The 17,364-nt window shown below is 38.5% G+C and carries 16 protein-coding genes and 1 tRNA gene; 4 read left to right on the forward strand and 13 right to left on the reverse strand.

Features of this window, described 5'->3' with window-relative positions; genetic code table 11:
* Nucleotides 1-65 precede the first annotated feature (65 nt).
* The 3 genes from A9P82_RS03275 to A9P82_RS03285 all read right to left on the reverse strand — a co-directional run bounded on the left by A9P82_RS03275 (nucleotide 66) and on the right by A9P82_RS03285 (nucleotide 4,909).
* Nucleotides 66-1,556, reverse strand: a complete 1,491-nt coding sequence (locus tag A9P82_RS03275) for a polysaccharide biosynthesis C-terminal domain-containing protein (RefSeq protein ID WP_066204155.1) — start codon at nucleotides 1,554-1,556, stop codon at nucleotides 66-68.
* A gap of 117 nt (nucleotides 1,557-1,673) precedes the next feature.
* Nucleotides 1,674-3,938: a DNA helicase RecQ gene (gene recQ, locus A9P82_RS03280; protein WP_082915385.1), complete on the reverse strand. Its 2,265-nt coding sequence runs from the start codon at nucleotides 3,936-3,938 to the stop codon at nucleotides 1,674-1,676.
* A 311-nt stretch (nucleotides 3,939-4,249) separates the two neighbouring features.
* Nucleotides 4,250-4,909, reverse strand: coding sequence for a protein-L-isoaspartate(D-aspartate) O-methyltransferase (locus tag A9P82_RS03285; protein ID WP_066204158.1), 660 nt, complete (start codon nucleotides 4,907-4,909; stop codon nucleotides 4,250-4,252).
* A gap of 284 nt (nucleotides 4,910-5,193) precedes the next feature.
* On the opposite strand from A9P82_RS03285, the gene queA reads away from it, so the two are divergent.
* A complete protein-coding gene (queA, locus tag A9P82_RS03290) occupies nucleotides 5,194-6,243 on the forward strand; it encodes a tRNA preQ1(34) S-adenosylmethionine ribosyltransferase-isomerase QueA (protein ID WP_066204160.1) in 1,050 nt (349 codons plus the stop codon).
* An 83-nt stretch (nucleotides 6,244-6,326) separates the two neighbouring features.
* Complete coding sequence (locus A9P82_RS03295) at nucleotides 6,327-7,115, forward strand: tyrosine-protein phosphatase (protein WP_066204162.1); 789 nt, start codon at nucleotides 6,327-6,329, stop codon at nucleotides 7,113-7,115.
* 84 nt (nucleotides 7,116-7,199) lie between these two features.
* On the opposite strand, the gene bcp is transcribed toward A9P82_RS03295, so the two are convergent.
* The 4 genes from bcp to A9P82_RS03315 form a co-directional block, all read right to left on the reverse strand.
* On the reverse strand, nucleotides 7,200-7,676 hold the full coding sequence (gene bcp, locus A9P82_RS03300; protein WP_066204164.1) for a thioredoxin-dependent thiol peroxidase: 477 nt from the start codon (nucleotides 7,674-7,676) through the stop codon (nucleotides 7,200-7,202).
* A gap of 86 nt (nucleotides 7,677-7,762) precedes the next feature.
* Nucleotides 7,763-8,464, reverse strand: a complete 702-nt coding sequence (locus A9P82_RS03305; protein WP_066204166.1) for a DUF4197 domain-containing protein — start codon at nucleotides 8,462-8,464, stop codon at nucleotides 7,763-7,765.
* 178 nt (nucleotides 8,465-8,642) lie between these two features.
* Nucleotides 8,643-9,425, reverse strand: coding sequence for a diaminopimelate epimerase (gene dapF, locus A9P82_RS03310; RefSeq protein WP_066204169.1), 783 nt, complete (start codon nucleotides 9,423-9,425; stop codon nucleotides 8,643-8,645).
* A 28-nt stretch (nucleotides 9,426-9,453) separates the two neighbouring features.
* Nucleotides 9,454-10,332: a nucleoside phosphorylase gene (locus A9P82_RS03315; RefSeq protein ID WP_066204171.1), complete on the reverse strand. Its 879-nt coding sequence runs from the start codon at nucleotides 10,330-10,332 to the stop codon at nucleotides 9,454-9,456.
* 93 nt (nucleotides 10,333-10,425) lie between these two features.
* Here A9P82_RS03315 and A9P82_RS03320 point away from each other — a divergent pair.
* Nucleotides 10,426-10,496, forward strand: a tRNA-Cys gene (locus A9P82_RS03320).
* 30 nt (nucleotides 10,497-10,526) lie between these two features.
* Here the strand turns inward: A9P82_RS03320 and dprA are convergent.
* Both dprA and A9P82_RS03330 read right to left on the reverse strand, forming a co-directional pair.
* On the reverse strand, nucleotides 10,527-11,621 hold the full coding sequence (gene dprA / locus A9P82_RS03325) for a DNA-processing protein DprA (RefSeq protein WP_082915386.1): 1,095 nt from the start codon (nucleotides 11,619-11,621) through the stop codon (nucleotides 10,527-10,529).
* A 7-nt stretch (nucleotides 11,622-11,628) separates the two neighbouring features.
* Complete coding sequence (locus A9P82_RS03330; RefSeq protein ID WP_066204177.1) at nucleotides 11,629-13,254, reverse strand: ABC transporter substrate-binding protein; 1,626 nt, start codon at nucleotides 13,252-13,254, stop codon at nucleotides 11,629-11,631.
* 34 nt (nucleotides 13,255-13,288) lie between these two features.
* On the opposite strand from A9P82_RS03330, the gene A9P82_RS03335 reads away from it, so the two are divergent.
* Nucleotides 13,289-14,977 carry a M1 family metallopeptidase gene (locus A9P82_RS03335; RefSeq protein ID WP_066204179.1) on the forward strand — a complete coding sequence of 563 codons (1,689 nt, stop codon included), beginning with the start codon at nucleotides 13,289-13,291 and terminating at the stop codon, nucleotides 14,975-14,977.
* Between the two features lie 47 nt (nucleotides 14,978-15,024).
* Here the strand turns inward: A9P82_RS03335 and A9P82_RS03340 are convergent, their stop codons facing one another.
* The 4 genes from A9P82_RS03340 to A9P82_RS03355 form a co-directional block, all read right to left on the reverse strand.
* Nucleotides 15,025-15,486 (reverse strand): RES family NAD+ phosphorylase, encoded by a 462-nt coding sequence (locus A9P82_RS03340; RefSeq protein ID WP_066204181.1) that lies wholly within the window; start codon nucleotides 15,484-15,486, stop codon nucleotides 15,025-15,027.
* A 2-nt stretch (nucleotides 15,487-15,488) separates the two neighbouring features.
* A complete protein-coding gene (gene parS, locus A9P82_RS03345) occupies nucleotides 15,489-15,944 on the reverse strand; it encodes a type II RES/Xre toxin-antitoxin system antitoxin (RefSeq protein WP_066204182.1) in 456 nt (151 codons plus the stop codon).
* A 77-nt stretch (nucleotides 15,945-16,021) separates the two neighbouring features.
* Complete coding sequence (locus A9P82_RS03350; RefSeq protein WP_066204184.1) at nucleotides 16,022-16,528, reverse strand: hypothetical protein; 507 nt, start codon at nucleotides 16,526-16,528, stop codon at nucleotides 16,022-16,024.
* A gap of 10 nt (nucleotides 16,529-16,538) precedes the next feature.
* A complete protein-coding gene (locus A9P82_RS03355) occupies nucleotides 16,539-17,318 on the reverse strand; it encodes a (Fe-S)-binding protein (RefSeq protein WP_066204186.1) in 780 nt (259 codons plus the stop codon).
* Nucleotides 17,319-17,364: the final 46 nt, after the last annotated feature.

The following is a 17,364-nucleotide window of genomic DNA, read 5'->3' on the forward strand; positions in this document are numbered from 1 at the left end:
GGATTTTAAAATAAATACATCGTTGTTTAAAAATCAGTCAGCAATATAGCAAAATGTTTCGGGTTTTAATTTTTCTTCAAAAATTTATTTAACGCTGTTTTGTACATCGCGTTTATATCTTCCGAAACTTTGAACCGGAGAATCAATGGAATATATAATAACAGAAAAACTGTTGTTCTTACAGTAACATCCACAAACATATTTCCCACGTAAGGAATAATATACGCAACTATAAGTGCAATCGCTCCAAACACAAGTGTCATCAATGTTTTGGAAGAAAACGGTTGCAAATTATATAATTTCCACAGGTAAAAAAAACGCATCAAATTATAGAACACCAATGCAATACTTCGTCCGTAAGCTGCGCCTATCGGACCAAATGTTTTTATCATAAAAAAGTCGAGCAACACATTCACAGCAATGAATGATGCACTTGTATAAAAATCAAATCTCCAGTACTTTGAAAGTCCAAGTATTTGCGCGTTCATACCCATTCCCAAATCAATCAGTTTGCCCATTCCTATAATCAGAAAGACCGGTTTTATCAAAGCGTACGAACTGCCTTCAAAACGAATAAGATTATCTATATTCAGTTCAATAATGCTGAATAAGGCAAGCCCGAGAATCAATAAGTTCAATGAAGTTTTTTGGTACAGTTCTGCGATTTTTCCTTTGTCTTTATTTTTCCATGCTTCGCCAATTAGCGGCGTTGTAATGGCTATAATAGTACGCTGCGGTACTTCTATAACCGACACAAGATACACTGCCATTGTGTACACAAACAATGTTTCCAATCCGTTTTTTGCAATTCCTGCAATAAATATTCCGTCTATCGCATTGGGAATAATAGAAATAAGCGCTCCCGAATAATGAACACTCATAAACACAAGCATTCTCTTATACAAGCGTTTTGTAGCGCTGCTGACTTGCGTACATATTTTTATTGTTCCGTTTTTAAAAATACAATATAACAATACTATTAACGACGGCACATACGAAAACGAAAACAGCTCAAAAAATGTATTGAGAGAAATAATCTTGAAGATATATAACAATATCAATACGCTTGATGTAAGCCTGAAAATCAATTCCCGAGCGATGTTGGAAATAATTGTCTTCCGGATTATCCAGCAAAAACTTTCCAACAACATCAAACAGAGATAAGAAATGGTGTATGGAACAATCAAGTGATAATGCGCTACAAACAGCGGCGAACTTTCGCCAAACTTGCGTTGAATAAATCCCTTAAAAAAAATGGAAACAAGAATGAATAATATACAACCGATAAGATTTGCTGTAAGCGTGAGAAAGGGCAAATCATTTTTTTCCGGCTTGAGGTAAGAACGATAAAAAGGATAAAATTTATACAGAACATTCAGGCTTCCCAGCGTAGCAAAGCCCGAAAACACAAGCGCTACTTCATTAACCATTCTTGTTAAACCGCTTGCATCTTGCGGAAGCTTCGGCAGCAAAACCAACATATTAACCGCACCTATCGCAAAACCGATATAAATAAAAATGGTGGAATACGTGCTTTGCTTACGAACAATGCCCATGCGTAATTAAGAATTAATAATTAGAAATTAATAATTGTTGAACGCTGATTGATAATTTATAATTCTGCATAACACTGAAGCTAATTATTAATTCTTAATTTTTAATTACTAACTTAATTAGTTTCCGTACTCGCACAAAAACTTAATACGCATTATTTTCAATTGCTCCCAGTCAAAATCAAATTCCGACAGTTCTTCTTTTGCCACATCCAAAGATGATGTTTCACAACCACGAAAATATTCGATGATTTCATCCTGGTCGTCTTCGTCGAGCATATCGTCAATAGCATAATTCAGATTCAGTTTTGTGCCGCTTGCAACAATGGATTCCATTTCTTCCAGTAACTCGTCCAGGCGCAAATCTTTGTTCTTGGCAATGGTTTCCAAAGGAATTTTTTTGTCCACGTTTTGGATAATGTAAATCTTGTTACTTGCTTTGTTTGCAACACTTTTCATTACAAAATCGTCGGGCTTCACAATGTCGTTGTCTTCCACATATTTTGCAATCAGTTCCACAAAAGGCTTTCCGTATTTCAATGCTTTTCCTTTACTTACACCCTGACATTTTTCCAATTCTGCCAATGTTGTCGGATACATCGTAGCCATATCGTTTAGCGACGTTTCAAGGAAAATCACAAATGGCGGCAGTCCCAATTTTTTTGCCTGTTTCTGGCGCAAATCTTTCAACATATCGAACAATACTTCATCCGTTGCTGCGCCGCTCGTTGCTCCCGCACCTTCGGTTTCTTCGTCGTCTGCGTCTGCACCTTCAAATAAATTGTTCAATACGATTTTGAACGAAGTCGGCTTCTTCAAAAATTTCTCGCCTTGTGGTGTAAATTTGAGCAAACCGTATTCTTCAATATCTTTTCTGATTAAATTTTCCAGCAACATTTGACGGATAAGACTGTTCCAGAAATGAACATCTTTGTCTTTGCCGATACCAAACTCTGCTATATTTTCGTGGCGGAACATAGTAACAGACGGCGTTAATCTTCCGATTAAGATATTTACAGCATAATCAAGATTAAAACGTTCGTCCAGTGCTTTAACCACTTTCAGCACTTTTACAGCTTCATCTTTCGCTTCAACTTTCTCTTTCGGATGGAGGCAGTTGTCGCAATTGCCGCAATTTTCTTCGTTCCATTCTTCGCCAAAATAATGCATCAATACTTTTCTGCGGCAAACAGAAGTTTCCACAAAAGCCAATGTTTCATTGATTAATTGCGCTCCCACTTCGCGCTCGCTCAAAGGCTTGTCGCGCATCAAATGTTCGAGCTTTGAAACGTCTTTGTGCGAATAATACAGAATACACTTACCTTCCAAACCATCGCGCCCCGCACGCCCTGTTTCCTGATAATAATTTTCAATCGACTTCGGCATATTGTAATGAATTACAAAACGGATATCCGGCTTGTCAATGCCCATGCCAAATGCAATAGTAGCAACAATTACCTGCACATCTTCATTCAAAAATCCGTCTTGTCTTTCGGCGCGAAGTTTCGCATCCAATCCTGCGTGATAAGCAACGGCTTTGATGCCGTTAGCCATTAAAATTTCCGCAAGTTCTTCGGTGGTTTTTCTGTTGAGTGTGTAAATAATTCCGCTCTTACCTTTGTTTTGCGAAATAAATCTTACAATGCTTTTGATAGTTTGGTCAACCTTGACTTTCGGCTGAATTTCGTAGTAAAGGTTTTGCCTGTTGAAGGAAGAAATAAAAATATTCGGCTCGCGCAGCCCCAGATTTTTTACAATATCGCTTTGTACTTTCGGTGTTGCCGTTGCGGTCAAAGCAATCACGGGAATGTCTTTGTTAATCTCATCCATCATCTCGCGCAAACGGCGGTATTCGGGACGAAAATCGTGTCCCCATTCCGATATACAATGCGCTTCATCCACTGCAAAAAATGAAATATTTGCCGCGCGGAAAAAGTCGATATTCTCTTGCTTAGTCAATGTTTCCGGCGCAACGTAGAGCAATTTTGTTTTGCCCGAAACGACATCGTCGCGCACCACTTTTATCTGACCTTTATTTAACGATGAATTGAGAAAGTGTGCTATATTATCATCTTCGCTGTAACCGCGAACCAAATCGACCTGGTTTTTCATCAGTGCGATTAATGGACTTACCACGATTGCGCAACCGTCCAATATCAAAGCGGGAAGCTGGTAACACAAACTTTTGCCGCCGCCGGTGGGCATTATTACAAATGTATCGTGCCCGTTTAGTAAACTATGAATCGCTTCTTCCTGGCGACCCTTGAATTTATCAAATCCGAATTTAGCCTGAAGCCCTGCGGTAATATCGTGCGAGTGTTTTTGTTTCGCTGCCGAAGATGTGTTTGCTTTCTTAGGGCTTGCCGTTTTTGTACTTTTTGCCATTGTTCCGAAATCAATATTAAAATAATCGGATTGTAATCTACGAAATTCTATTGTATTCACAAAACATCATCACAACCCGAAATCCTCTCCAATATTTTTATAGAGGGCGACGAAGTTAGTACAACCGAAAGATTTTTAATAATAAAAATTTAATTTTTAACAAGCGCAAACTACCTATTGTTGGTTATCTTCCTTCTGCTCTGGAATTATTGAATTACCTTATTGTTGCATTGTTGTTAGAAAATAGATGCTGATATGTAATGGTAATTAATAATAATCCTCACAATCTAAAAAATCTACCAAAATCCATGTTAGACATTTCCTTTCAGCATCGGAACAAAAGAAAAACGGTCGAAAGTTTCTTCTTCCCAGGTACCGTCATCATTTTTGGTAATGCGAAGCATCGTTTGCGCATCGTCAATATCCTGCACAGGCAATACCATTTTTCCTCCCACTTTTAGTTGTGCCATTAATTTTTCGGGAATATATGGTGCGGCAGCCGTAATCAAAATTTTGTCAAACGGCGCGTAATCGGGCAACCCCTGATAGCCATCGCCATAGAAAAAATGTATGTTGGGATATTTATCTTTTAAAGGAAACTTTTCCTGCGCGTCAAACAATTTTTTCTGCCGTTCAATGGTAAAAACATCTGCGCCCATTTCCGCCAAAACCGAAGCCTGGTAAATACTTCCGGTGCCTATTTCTAAAACGCTGTCCGTTTTTTTTATTTGTAATAATTGTGTTTGATATGCAACTGTATAAGGCTGCGAAATAGTCTGCCCTTCGCCAATGGGAAATGCACGGTCTTCATACGCAATGCGGTCAAACGCCGAATCGAGGAAAAAATGTCTTGGGATTCTGTTCATTGCAGCAAGTACATCTTCATCTGTTATTTTGCGCTCATCGCGCAGAAAATCTATCAACTGCTTTCTTAACCCTTTGTGTAAATATGTATCTTCAAAAATTCTCATAACAACCTGCAAGATAATGCGCTGCTGCGAGTTATGAGTTGGGTGTTAAGAAATATTTTAAATGTGTCCTTTTTTCTCTACCCAAACATTTATTTCTATAATTCATTCCACAATAGTAACTTTGCGGGTTCAAATAATGATGCCGTAACATCATTTGGTCGCCCCGTAAGGCGTCGGCAGAATGAATGTGGGCTATTAAAATTTAATTATTAATAGACACAGAATTTTTATCAACCTAATTTTTCTGTTGATAAAAATTATCTGGAAAACACAGTACAAAAAATATGAAATTATCGCAGTTTCGCTTTGACCTTCCGCTAAACCTGATTGCACAAAATCCCCCGAAACGCAGAGAAGACAGCCGCTTGATGGTTGTTGAACGCAAAACAGGACGTATCGAACACAGACATTTTCGCGACGTGCTTGACTACTTCGACGACAAAGACGTGTTCGTAGTAAATAACACTAAAGTTTTTCCTGCACGCATGTACGGTCGCAAGGAAAAAACAGGTGCGAAGATTGAAGTATTTCTCTTGCGCGAACTGAATAAGCAAAACCGTCTTTGGGACGTAATTGTTGACCCGGCGCGCAAAATCCGCGTGGGTAATAAATTATATTTCGGAGAAAACGATGAGTTGGTTGCCGAAGTTATCGACAACACGACAAGCCGGGGAAGAACCATTCGTTTTCTATGGGACAAAGATGAAGCAAGCTTTCGCGAAATGCTGGAGTTCATGGGCGAAACGCCACTTCCTAAATACATCAAACGTAAACCTACGGAAGAAGATAAAGAACGCTATCAAACCGTTTATGCAAAATACGAAGGTGCAGTTGCTGCACCTACAGCAGGCTTGCATTTCAGCAAAGAATTAATCAAGCGATTGGAAATCCAGGGTATCAAATTCGCAGAACTTACGTTGCATACAAGCCTCGGCACTTTCCGTCCGATTGAAGTTGAAGACCTGAGCAAGCATAAAATGGATGCCGAATATTTCCGCATTGATGAAGAAACCTGTCGCATTGTCAACAAAGCCAAAGAAACAGGACACAGAGTTTGCTCCGTAGGCACAACCACAATGCGAGCTTTGGAAAGCAGCTTTACAGCCGAAGGTTTACTGAAACCCGCAGAAGGCTGGACAAACACATTTATTCATCCTCCGTATGATTTCAATATAGCAGACAGTCTTATTACTAATTTCCATTTGCCCAAAACAAGTTTGCTGATTATGGTTTGCGCCTTCGCAGGATACGATTTGGCAATGGAAGCATACAAAACAGCCATTAAAGAAAAGTACAATTTCTTTACCTACGGCGATGCGATGTTGGTATTGTAAAAATATTTTTACATCAGCTGTAGCATTGTTCAGACTAATTGCGTTTATGAGTTGGCAAGTATTTTGTATAGTTAAAAAGTATTATGTTTAGTTTTTTACGTAAAAAAAATAAAGACGATCTTACTTCTGTGAAAGACTGGAGTTTTGTAGTCACAGATATTCATTCTCATATACTTCCGGGTATAGACGATGGCGCTAAAAATATACATGACAGCATAAGTCTTATAAAAACCATGTACAAACATGGTTATAAGAAAATGATAGCTACTCCGCATGTAAGTGAAGATATTTACTCCAACTCGAAAGACACAATTTTGCAAAAATTGTTTGCAGTCCGCCAAAAAGTAAGCGAGCTGAATATCGATATGGAAATAGACGCTGCCGCGGAATACATGATAGACGAGCGCTTCGTTTCCTTAGCGGAAAGTGAAGATAAGCTGCTTACTATCTATGACAACAAAGTATTGGTAGAAATGTCTTACCTGATAGAATCCCCGCTTTTACATACAGCCTTGTTTACCATGCAAACACGCGGTTATCAGCCGATACTGGCACATCCGGAACGATACAATTTTTATCACGACAGACTGGAAAAATATGACGAGCTGAAAGATAAAGGTTGCTTGTTTCAACTGAACACAATAGCGCTTTCGGGCTATTACGGTAAAAGTGTAAAAAGGGTTGCCGAATATTTGTTCAATAAAAATATGTATGACTACTGCGGCTCCGATATCCATCATCTGCGTCATACGCACGCACTTAACAGTTTATTGGGCAGCCGGCATCTTCAACTGTTAAGAGAATATCCGTTCCTTAATAAGGAAATAGAATTAAGTAATAAATTCAGCGAAACAAACTCTCTTGCAGGATAAAACAATAAGTATTATACTCAAAAAAATGAGGCGAAAAAATTGCCTCATTTTTTTTCAGCGAAATATACCAAATCGGAATACATTTTAATTTTCATCCCACGCATCCAATACTTGTTCCGTATGATTTTTAGTATTCGGTTTATCAATTATTGTTTTGATAATTCCTTTTTCATCAATCAAAAAAGTAGTACGCACAATACCGAGAAACGAACGCCCCATAAATAATTTCGGACGCCATACGCCGTAATCTTCAATAATTTTTTTGTCTTCATCGGCAATTAATGGAAATGGCAAATCAAATTTTTCTTCAAACTTCTTGTGGCTTTTCACACTGTCGCCGCTCACTCCTATTATTTGAAAGCCTTTATTTATCAATATTTCATAATTATCCCTCAAATTACAAGCCTGTGCCGTACAGCCCGGAGTATTATCTTTAGGATAAAAATATAATACAACTTTCTTCCCTTTAAAATCCTTTAAGGAAACTACATTGCCATTTTGGTCAACGCCTTTAAAATCGGGTGCTTTATCGCCGGGTTCCAATATTGTTTCTTTTGACATAAAATTATTTTTTTTCTTTACAAAAGTAAAACTCCTCGCGGAAGATGACAACCGCAAGGAGTTCTTTATTATTTTTAAATACAAAATTATTTCTTACCGAAAACCTGCTTCAATGCAGCTGTTGTTTGCGCCGCAGGATTTGTACGAATATTTTTCTCTGCGCCAGCCATTTGGTTAAACATCGCGTTCATCGCCTGATTGGCTACATAATTTGACAAATCGGGATTCAGTTTGTTTTTTACCAGCGGAACTTTATTGTATGTATCTGCTATTTGCGAATAATATTTGGTTGCGTTGTTTTTGTCCAACGACTGTTTGATAATCGGTGTAAACGCAGCCAATAATTGTGAAGAGGTTTTTTGTTTAAAATAATTGGTAATCGCATTATTACCGCCGGAAACCAAACTTGCCGCATCGCTAATGGACATACTTTTAATAGCATTTGTAAAAATCGGTTTAGCCGTTACTACGGCTTGTTCTGCCGCATGATTCATCTGTGTTTCGGCGCTGTTAACAACACTTCCCAAACCAAGTGCCTGTAATGTACTTGCTACTTTTTGTGCTTCGGGCGGAAGCAATATTTTATACAGCTGATTGTTTAAAAATCCATTATTCGTTCCCAGATTTCCGATGCCGGAAAGTACGCTTTGTAAAAGCAAATCGGTAATAGCCGTATTCATTGTATTTCCTGTACCGATGCCTGCAATTGAAGAAAGCGGATTAGTGGTTCCGCACGAAGAAAATGTCAAGCAGCCCGCAAGCGATAAAACAATAAGAAGTTTTTTCATGTGTTTATTTTTTTTATTATTTTTTATTTGTCACATGGAATTGGCTTCGCCGAACTCCGTTTCGCCATAAATAATCATCGCTTTGGGTATGCGAAGTTCTTATGGCTCATTTCATCTGTTTATTTTTAAGATTTTTCATAGGTTACAAAAATAAAAATTCAGAGAAATACGGTAGAAGTTATTTATCCACTTTTATCTTTCCTTCAAATACCAATTCCGCAGGACCGCAAAGCCACACATCGCCAAAGTTTTCCTCTCCTATTCTATCAAATTCAACTGCCAGATTACCACCTAAAGTTTTTACTTCAATTCTGTTGAAACCTCTTTCGTTGTGCGCCGACACGAGGCTCGCAGCAGTTACGCCCGTTCCACAACTAAAAGTTTCGTCTTCAACACCACGTTCATAAGTGCGGACAAAAATTGTTGTGTCGTCCAACGTTTGTACAAAATTCACATTGATACCTTCTGCTTTATACGTATCGTTGTAACGGATTTTTCGTCCTTCTTCAACAACATTTGTAAGTTGAACATCTTCTACAAATTTGATGTAGTGCGGGCTTCCTGTATTCAACACATAATGTCCATTGATAAAATCAACTTTGTGTACATCTTTCATTTTTAAATGAACACCGTCTTCTTCAATTGTTGCAGTATGTTCGCCATCGATAGCAAGAAAATGATATGTATTTTCTATAATTCCCAATTGCTTTGCAAATTGTACAGCACATCTGCCGCCGTTTCCACACATACTTTGCGTTCCATCTGCATTATAATAATCCATTTCAAAATGCAATGAAGGATGTTTTTTTAGAATAATCAATCCATCTGCGCCCACGCCAAATTTCCGATGGCATATATCTTTTATATTTTGGATGGATAAATTGATGTCGCTGTTAATTCCGTCAATCATCACAAAATCATTTCCAGTTCCCTGGTACTTGTAAAAACTAATCTCTTGCATTTCGTAAAATAAATTTATACACGTAAAATTATATTTCGCTGATTCGTTCCAGTACTTTTTGAATGGTATTTTCCACAGCCGCTTTTCCGTCTTTAGAAAATGTACGAGCCACTCTGTTTGCCACAACCGCATTAATGCTCAAGACCTGATGTCCAAGCAATTTTCCCAAGCCGTACATTGCACTCGTTTCCATTTCAAAGTTGGCAATTCTATGCGTACCGTAAGAAAAAGTTCCAAGTAAATCTACAAAGTTAGGATACTTTAAACCCAAACGCAAAACACGACCTTGCGGACCATAAAATCCGGGGCAGGTTACCGTAATGCCATGATGAAATCCGTCCACAAAATGTTTCAGTAAGCTGCTGCCGGCGGCATTAATATAAGGCATGGAAAACTGTTGGTCGATTTGTGTATGGCGAATAAATTGTTGCAACAATTCAAGTTCGTCAACATTGTTTTCCTGCAAATAATAATTTAGTAAATTATCAATGCCCAAACCATACGTGCCGGCAACCATGCCATCGACAGGAATATCTTCCTGCAACGAACCGCAAGTGCCTATGCGTATGATGTGCAACGTAGTAAGTTTCTCTTTAATAGTACGCGAAGTAAAATCAATGTTAACAAGCGCATCCAGTTCATTGAATACAATATCAATATTATCAGGACCAATACCTGTAGAAACTACGGAAATCCGTTTACTGCCGAGCGTTCCGGTATGTGTGATAAACTCACGATGCTGGCGTTGAACTTCAATGTTATCAAAATATTTGCTTACTTCTTTCACTCTGTCGGGGTCGCCCACGGTAATAACAGTTTGACCAAGTTCTTCGGGTTTTACGTCAAGATGATAGATAGCTCCCCTGTTATTGATGATAAGCTCGCTTTCAGGTATTATGCCGCTCATGTTTATTTCTTGTTTGGGGCGACAAGGTAGCAAATTAATTTCAAATAGAATTTTGAAATCTGCGGGAATATGTTATTTTTGCAGCCCGTTAAAGGTCTTGTGGCCGAGTGGCTAGGCAGAGCTCTGCAAAAGCTTCTACAGCGGTTCGAATCCGCTCGAGACCTCGAAAAAGCTCCGAAATAACGGAGCTTTTTTTATGCTAACTGATATAATTTCCCCGGCAGTGAAACGATAATTCCAGCCAGCTCCAAAGTAAGCATCGCACTTGCCAATTCGCCGGAACTCAAGCCGCAACTGGCTTTCAGAGTATCAATGTGCAAAGCCTCGTTTGTTCTGAGAACATCAACAACTTTCTGTTCGTTCAAAGACAAATCTGCAAAAATCATGGTTTGCTGTTTAGGCTTCTTCTTCGAATTATTCCAATTCATCGCATACAAAAACTGCTCGGTATCCGTAAAAATTTGCGCTTTGTTTGATTGTATTAAATAATTGCAACCATTGCTTTTCTCGTCTCCGATTCTTCCCGGAACGGCGAAAATTTCACGACCGTAACTGTTTGCAATTTCAGCTGTAATCATGCTGCCGCCTTTACGCGAAGTTTCAACCACAATTGTTGCATCAGCCATACCTGCAACAATTCTGTTGCGGCGCGGAAAGTTATACCTGTCGGGTTTGGTGTCGTGCGAAAATTCGCTTAACAAGCCGCCTTGTGCGAGCATTTCTTCTGCGAGTTTTTTATTCTCTGACGGATAAATGGTTTTTAATCCGTTTGCCAAAACGCCAATCGTTTGCAGGTTATTTTTCAATGCAGCTTTGTGCGCAATCGTATCAATTCCATAAGCCAACCCGCTTACGATTAAAATATTTTGCACCGATAATTTTTCAACAATTTCTTCCGCTGTTTTTTTGCCGTAAGGCGTATTGTTTCTTGTACCGATAATGCTTACAATTTTTTCATCGTTCAAATTTGAGTTGCCTTTGTAATATAGCAAAACCGGCGGGTCATAGCAATTCAGCAACCTTTGCGGATAATCTTTTTGTGTAATGAAAAATGTTTGAATCTTATATTTTTTAATGAATAAAATTTCTTCATCCACTTTAGAGAAATCGTCAAATGTTTTAATGGATTCAATCGCATCGCTTGCAATGCCCGCATCGCGCAAATCTTTTTTATTGGCAGAAAAAATTGTTTGTGCATCGCCAAAATGTTCAATCAATTTTTTCGCGGTAACAACGCCGATGCTTGGAACAAGGGTTAAAGCAATCTGGTATTTTAATTCTTCATTCATCAAAAAATTATTTTTGAAAATACACATTTTTCAACTCCAATGTATTCAACGCATTCGTCTGAAAGCCGCGCACGTCGGGCTGTACAAGCCTAATAACTTCATCGTAAAATATCGGAATTACAGGCGCATCGTCAATCATCATCTGGTCTAATTTCCTGTACATTGAATATCTTACCGAATCATTATTTTCCTGCAAAGATTGTTCGTACAAATCATCAAAGGCTTTGTTTTTATACCTTGTATAATTCGGCGGCGCAGGATTTTTGCCATAAAAACAAGCCATATAATTTTCCGCATCGGGATAATCTGCAATCCAGCTTCCGAGAAATAATGCGCATTGCTGTTGCGCCGTTTGTTGCAGCATCATACTCTTTTGCAACACTTCAACCTGTACTTTTATACCGATATTATTTTCTTGTTTCGCAACAAAATCACACACATCCGCAAACTGTGGCGAAGTGGACAAAGTAATCGCCGGCAAACCTTTACCATTCGGAAATCCTGCATCGTTCAACAACTTCAAAGCAAGCGTTGGATTATAGTTGTAACCTTTCACGGAATCGGTGTTGCTCGACGGCAACCCGCTTGGCGCAAACCCTGAATTAGCAGGCGTTCCAATGGAATTGCGCAAATACATCATCAGCTGTTTTTTATCAATTGCATAGCTCATCGCCTGACGAACAGATTTAATTTTTAAGGGCGAATTTTTTACCAAAGGATTATTTTCATCCAGCAAAATTCCGAGATATTCAATGTTGAGATAAGGCTGTTTTTCCAACACAATTTTTCCTTGCCATTGCTTGCGCAACTCGCCTGTTTTTGTAATCACTTCGTCCTGAAATGACGGTTCAATATCGCTGATAAAATTTAATCGTCCCTGCCTGAATTGCAAAAACTCCATGGCTTTATTTGCATTGAAACTTATATCAATCGCATCGAGATAGGGCAACCGTTTTCCGTTTTTATCGTACTCCCAATAATGCTGATTTTTTTGCAAAATCAATGCTTGCCCGTCATCCCAAAACTTGAATTGAAACGCGCCGCTGCCGCATGGATGATGCCCAAAATCTTTACCGTATTTTTCCACCGCTTCGTGCGGCACAACAGAACAATAATCCATGCTCAAAATATTGAGAATAGGATGAAACGGACGCAACAATTTTAATTGAAAAGTCGTATCGTTCAACGCAATAAATCCATGCTGCGCAATGCGATTATTAAACAACCAAGCGCCTGTGCTTGCAGTATTCGCATCAATAATTCTGTTGAGGCTGTAAGCCACGTCCTGCGCGGTTAAGCGACGACCTTTGCCATTTTTAAAAGCGGCATTATTTTGAAAAAAAACATCATTTCTTAAATGAAAAGTATAGATCAAAAAATCGGCACTCACGTCCCAACTTTTTGCAACAGATGGAACGATATTCATATTGCTGTCCAAATCGACAAGACGATTAAAAATCTGATGAATTGCCCACATCACGGACTGACTTTTTGCAAACGCAGGGTCGAGCGTAGCAATGTCGCGACTTTCATTGTAATAAAAAATTTGTTCCTTGTTTTTCGTATGATGATTACAAGAAAAAAGGAAGATAAAATTTATGATGATTACAACATATCTTTGAAACGAATTCATTCTCAAAAATATCCAAAACACGTAGTTTTAAAAAATGAAATCTTTATTTATTTTATTTGTTGGTACAATATTTTCGTTGCAGTTAAATGCACAGTTACTTTCAGGCAAAGAAAAAGTCTTTACACACGCCGATACTTTGCGCGGAAGCGTTACGCCCGAACGCGCTTGGTGGGATGTATTGCGGTACGATATAACCGTAAAACCTGATTATGAAACGAAGTCGATTGTTGGAAAGAATGTGATTACTTATTTTGATAACGGCGGCAAAACGATGCAGATAGATATGCAAGAACCAATGGAAATCGACAGCATTTCTGACGGACAAAAAAAATATCAATATCGTCGGGAAGGCAATGCTTATCACGTTTTCGTGAGAGATAGTGCTGCAATGTATAAAATTAAACCCGGCGTTAGGACAATCACAATCTACTACCATGGCAATCCACGCATTGCTATAAAAGCGCCTTGGGACGGCGGCTGGATATTTACAAAAGATTCGCTCGGTCGTCCCTGGATGACGGTTGCGTGCCAGGGTTTAGGCGCATCGGTTTGGTATCCTTGCAAAGATTACCAGGGCGATGAACCCGACAGCGGCGCAGGCATTACAACGATTGTTCCCGATACTTTGGTCGCTGTTGCAAACGGGAAATTAATTGAAAAGAAAGAATTGCCCAATCATTTAACAAGCTATAAGTGGGCGGTAAAAAATCCGATTAATAATTATGACATTGTTCCATACATTGGAAAGTACACATTATTCGATACGAGTTACAACGGGCTGAAAGGCAAACTGGACGTGGCTTTATGGGCTTTGGATTATGATATGAACAGGATGAAAGTGCATTGCAAGCCCGACGTGTTTAAGATGCTGAAAGCATTGGAATATTGGTATGGTGCGTATCCTTTTTATGAAGATGGGTACAAACTCGTGGAAGCCCCGCATCTTGGTATGGAACATCAAAGCGATATTGCTTACGGCAATCATTTTTTACAAGGATATTTGGGAAGAGATTTGTCGCACACGGGCATCGGTTTGAAGTTTGATTTTATTGTGGTGCACGAAAGCGGGCATGAATGGTTTGGCAACAGCATTACCTCGAAAGATATTGCGGACATGTGGATTCACGAAAGTTTTACCAATTATTGTGAAGCTTTGTTCACGGAATATTATTGGGGCAAAAAAGAAGCGCAGGATTATGTGTATGGCATTCGCCAAAATATTGAAAACGATGAGCCGATTATCGGGCATTATAGTGTGAACGACGAAGGCAGCGGCGATATGTATTACAAAGGCGCAAACATGATCAACAATATTCGTCATTCTATTAATGATGACGATAAATTCCGCGCATTACTGCACGGCATCAACAAAGCATTTTATCATCAAACGATTACATCTAAGCAAATTGAAGATTATATTAATCAGTTTACAGGAATTGATTTCAGTAAAGTTTTTCAACAATATTTAACCACAACACAAATTCCTGTTTTGGAACTATATTTTTCGGATAATAATGAAAAAATTAATTATAGATATATAAATTGCGTTGCCGGTTTTAATATGCCAATTGTTTTGCACGATGGCAATCATACATTCAAATTCACGCCGACAACAGAATGGCAGTCAAAGCCCGTAAAAACGGCTGATGAGGCAAATATGCTCAACCCGATTGAAATAGAAGGGCAATATTATCTGACTTGTAAAATAGTGCAACAACCGTAAACAATATGCCACAAATGAATTTCAATTCATGCATTTGTGCATATCACTTACTTTAAGAACAGTCTTTTGTCAAAAGAAAATTCTTCCATTCGCTTGATTCTTATTCTTGAAAAATCTTTGTGATGAGGATTAATCAAAAAATTAAAATCGCCGAAAACCACAGCCGAAGGCACTTTCAGCACGAGATATTTATTTTCCTGAATAAATTTATTGCCGACCTCCTGTGTTGCAGAACCATAGGGAATTTCATTCCAATTATCCGGCAGCGAAGCAATTTTAATTTCTTTAAAGGAAATATTATCCGGAATTTCAATCGTAATCATGTAATAATCTGTCGGCAAAATTCCGACAGGCGTATGAACAGCTATTTCCGTTGTACACAACGCGCGCGATTCGCTTGTGTACAGCATTGCAACATTTTTGCTGTTCCAGCGTCCGCCCGCAAACCTCGCACCTTCGCCCGAAAGGTCATTTTTGTATTTACTTTTCGCAAGTCTGTAGACTATCATTATTATGCAAGTACGCCGTGTTCTATGCGAGTGAGTTCGTCTTTGATAAGTTTGATACCGAATGTGCTGTCCATGAGTGCCTTAGGAGTAATTCCCCCTAAAGCAATATTCTTAGTTTGAAGCCAAGTATTATAGTTTTCTTCATCGCCGAAAACTTCTTTACCATAATTATTGAGCATAGTAATTTCCAGAATTTTTTCGGAATAAATTGGGTCAAATGCTTTGTTTTCTTTGCTGTAGCGCTGCATGGTGCGCTCTGAAAGATGCAGAAAATTTGACCATTCGCCAATACTGAAAGGACTGCGTTCTACAATAGTTTTGAAAGCGGGAAACTTGATACCATGTTTAATAGTGTTTATCAAAGAAAATATATTGTTGTTCTCTGCAATACCATATGCAACTGCCGCTTCATTAACAATGTTATTAGTAGTATCCTCGGATGTTTTATATTTTTTCATCGTTTTTCCTTTCCACAAAATTAGACATTTTTCTTAAAAAAAACGACATTTGTCATATTTATTTTTCAAAAAATCTATCAAATAAGTTGCAATCTATTTGCGAGCCAGCTTTCTTTGACAGGAATAAGCCAGTTTTCCAACAATTCTTTTTTAGTCAAAACAAGGTTATTGAAATACAAACTGTCGCCATTGAGAAAATTGTTTTCAAATGCGTAATTTAATTGTGACAATGGCAACAATTGCACTTTATTTTTAATTATAAACGCAAGAGATTGCCGGTCGAACATATTAACCACAAATTCTTTTTCGATTTCTTTTACAAATCTTACAGAGCTGTCCGTGCTGCAACCACTCACTTTTTGAGACGATTCATCCGCCATGATAATTAAGAATTGTCCGAAAAATAAATTGGCAAAAGCCGTGTTGGGCGTGCCATGCGTATTCCATTGCGAGAGAAAATCGTTTATCTTTTCCCCGATGGCGAATGCTTCCTGCAAAGAAAATAACCGGTTGCTTTGATAAATCCACACACGCGATTCATCGGAAAAGTTTGCAGGAATATGTTGTTGAAAATTTAGGTCCATTTGTAGTTTTTTAATTCATTGAATTGATAATAATTTCCGCAATGTCCAATACCTGAACATCATCTTCTGCGCTTTTATTTTTCAAACCGTCCGTGAGCATGGTATTGCAAAACGGGCAAGCCGAAGCTACAATATTTGCTTTCGTTTGCAACGCATCTTCTGCCCTTTCGGTGTTCACGCGCTTCACTCCTTTTTCCTCTTCTTTAAACATTTGCGCGCCGCCTGCGCCACAACACAAACCCTTACTGCGACAGCGTTTCATTTCAATCAACTCCACATCCAACGCTTCCAGAACTTTACGCGGAGCTTCATAAATATTGTTCGCGCGACCAAGATAGCAGCTGTCGTGATACGTAATTTTTTTACCTTTAAATTCGCCGCCGTCTTTCAACACAATTTTTCCTTCGTCAATCAATTGCTGCAACAAAGTCGTGTGATGAATTACTTCATAATTTCCGCCAAGTGCAGGATATTCATTTTTAAAAATATTAAAGCAATGCGGACAAGTAGTTACAATTTTTTTTACTTCATATCCATTCAGCAATTGAATATTTCCATAAGCCGTCATTTGAAAAAGAAATTCATTTCCCGCACGCCTTGCAGGGTCGCCGGTGCAGGTTTCCTCCGTTCCAAGCACAGCATATTTTACGCCCGTTTTATTTAAGATAGCGGCAAATGCTTTTGTAATTTGTTGTGCTCGCCTGTCGAAACTTCCGGCACAACCAACCCAAAATAAAATTTCGGGAATATCGCCCGCAGCCAGCATTTCAGCCATTATAGGAATTTGCATCAAAAAAATTAATTATAAAAAATTACTGCAAAAATACGAAATGAAA

This window comes from Arachidicoccus sp. BS20 (assembly GCF_001659705.1).
GTDB lineage: Bacteria > Bacteroidota > Bacteroidia > Chitinophagales > Chitinophagaceae > Arachidicoccus.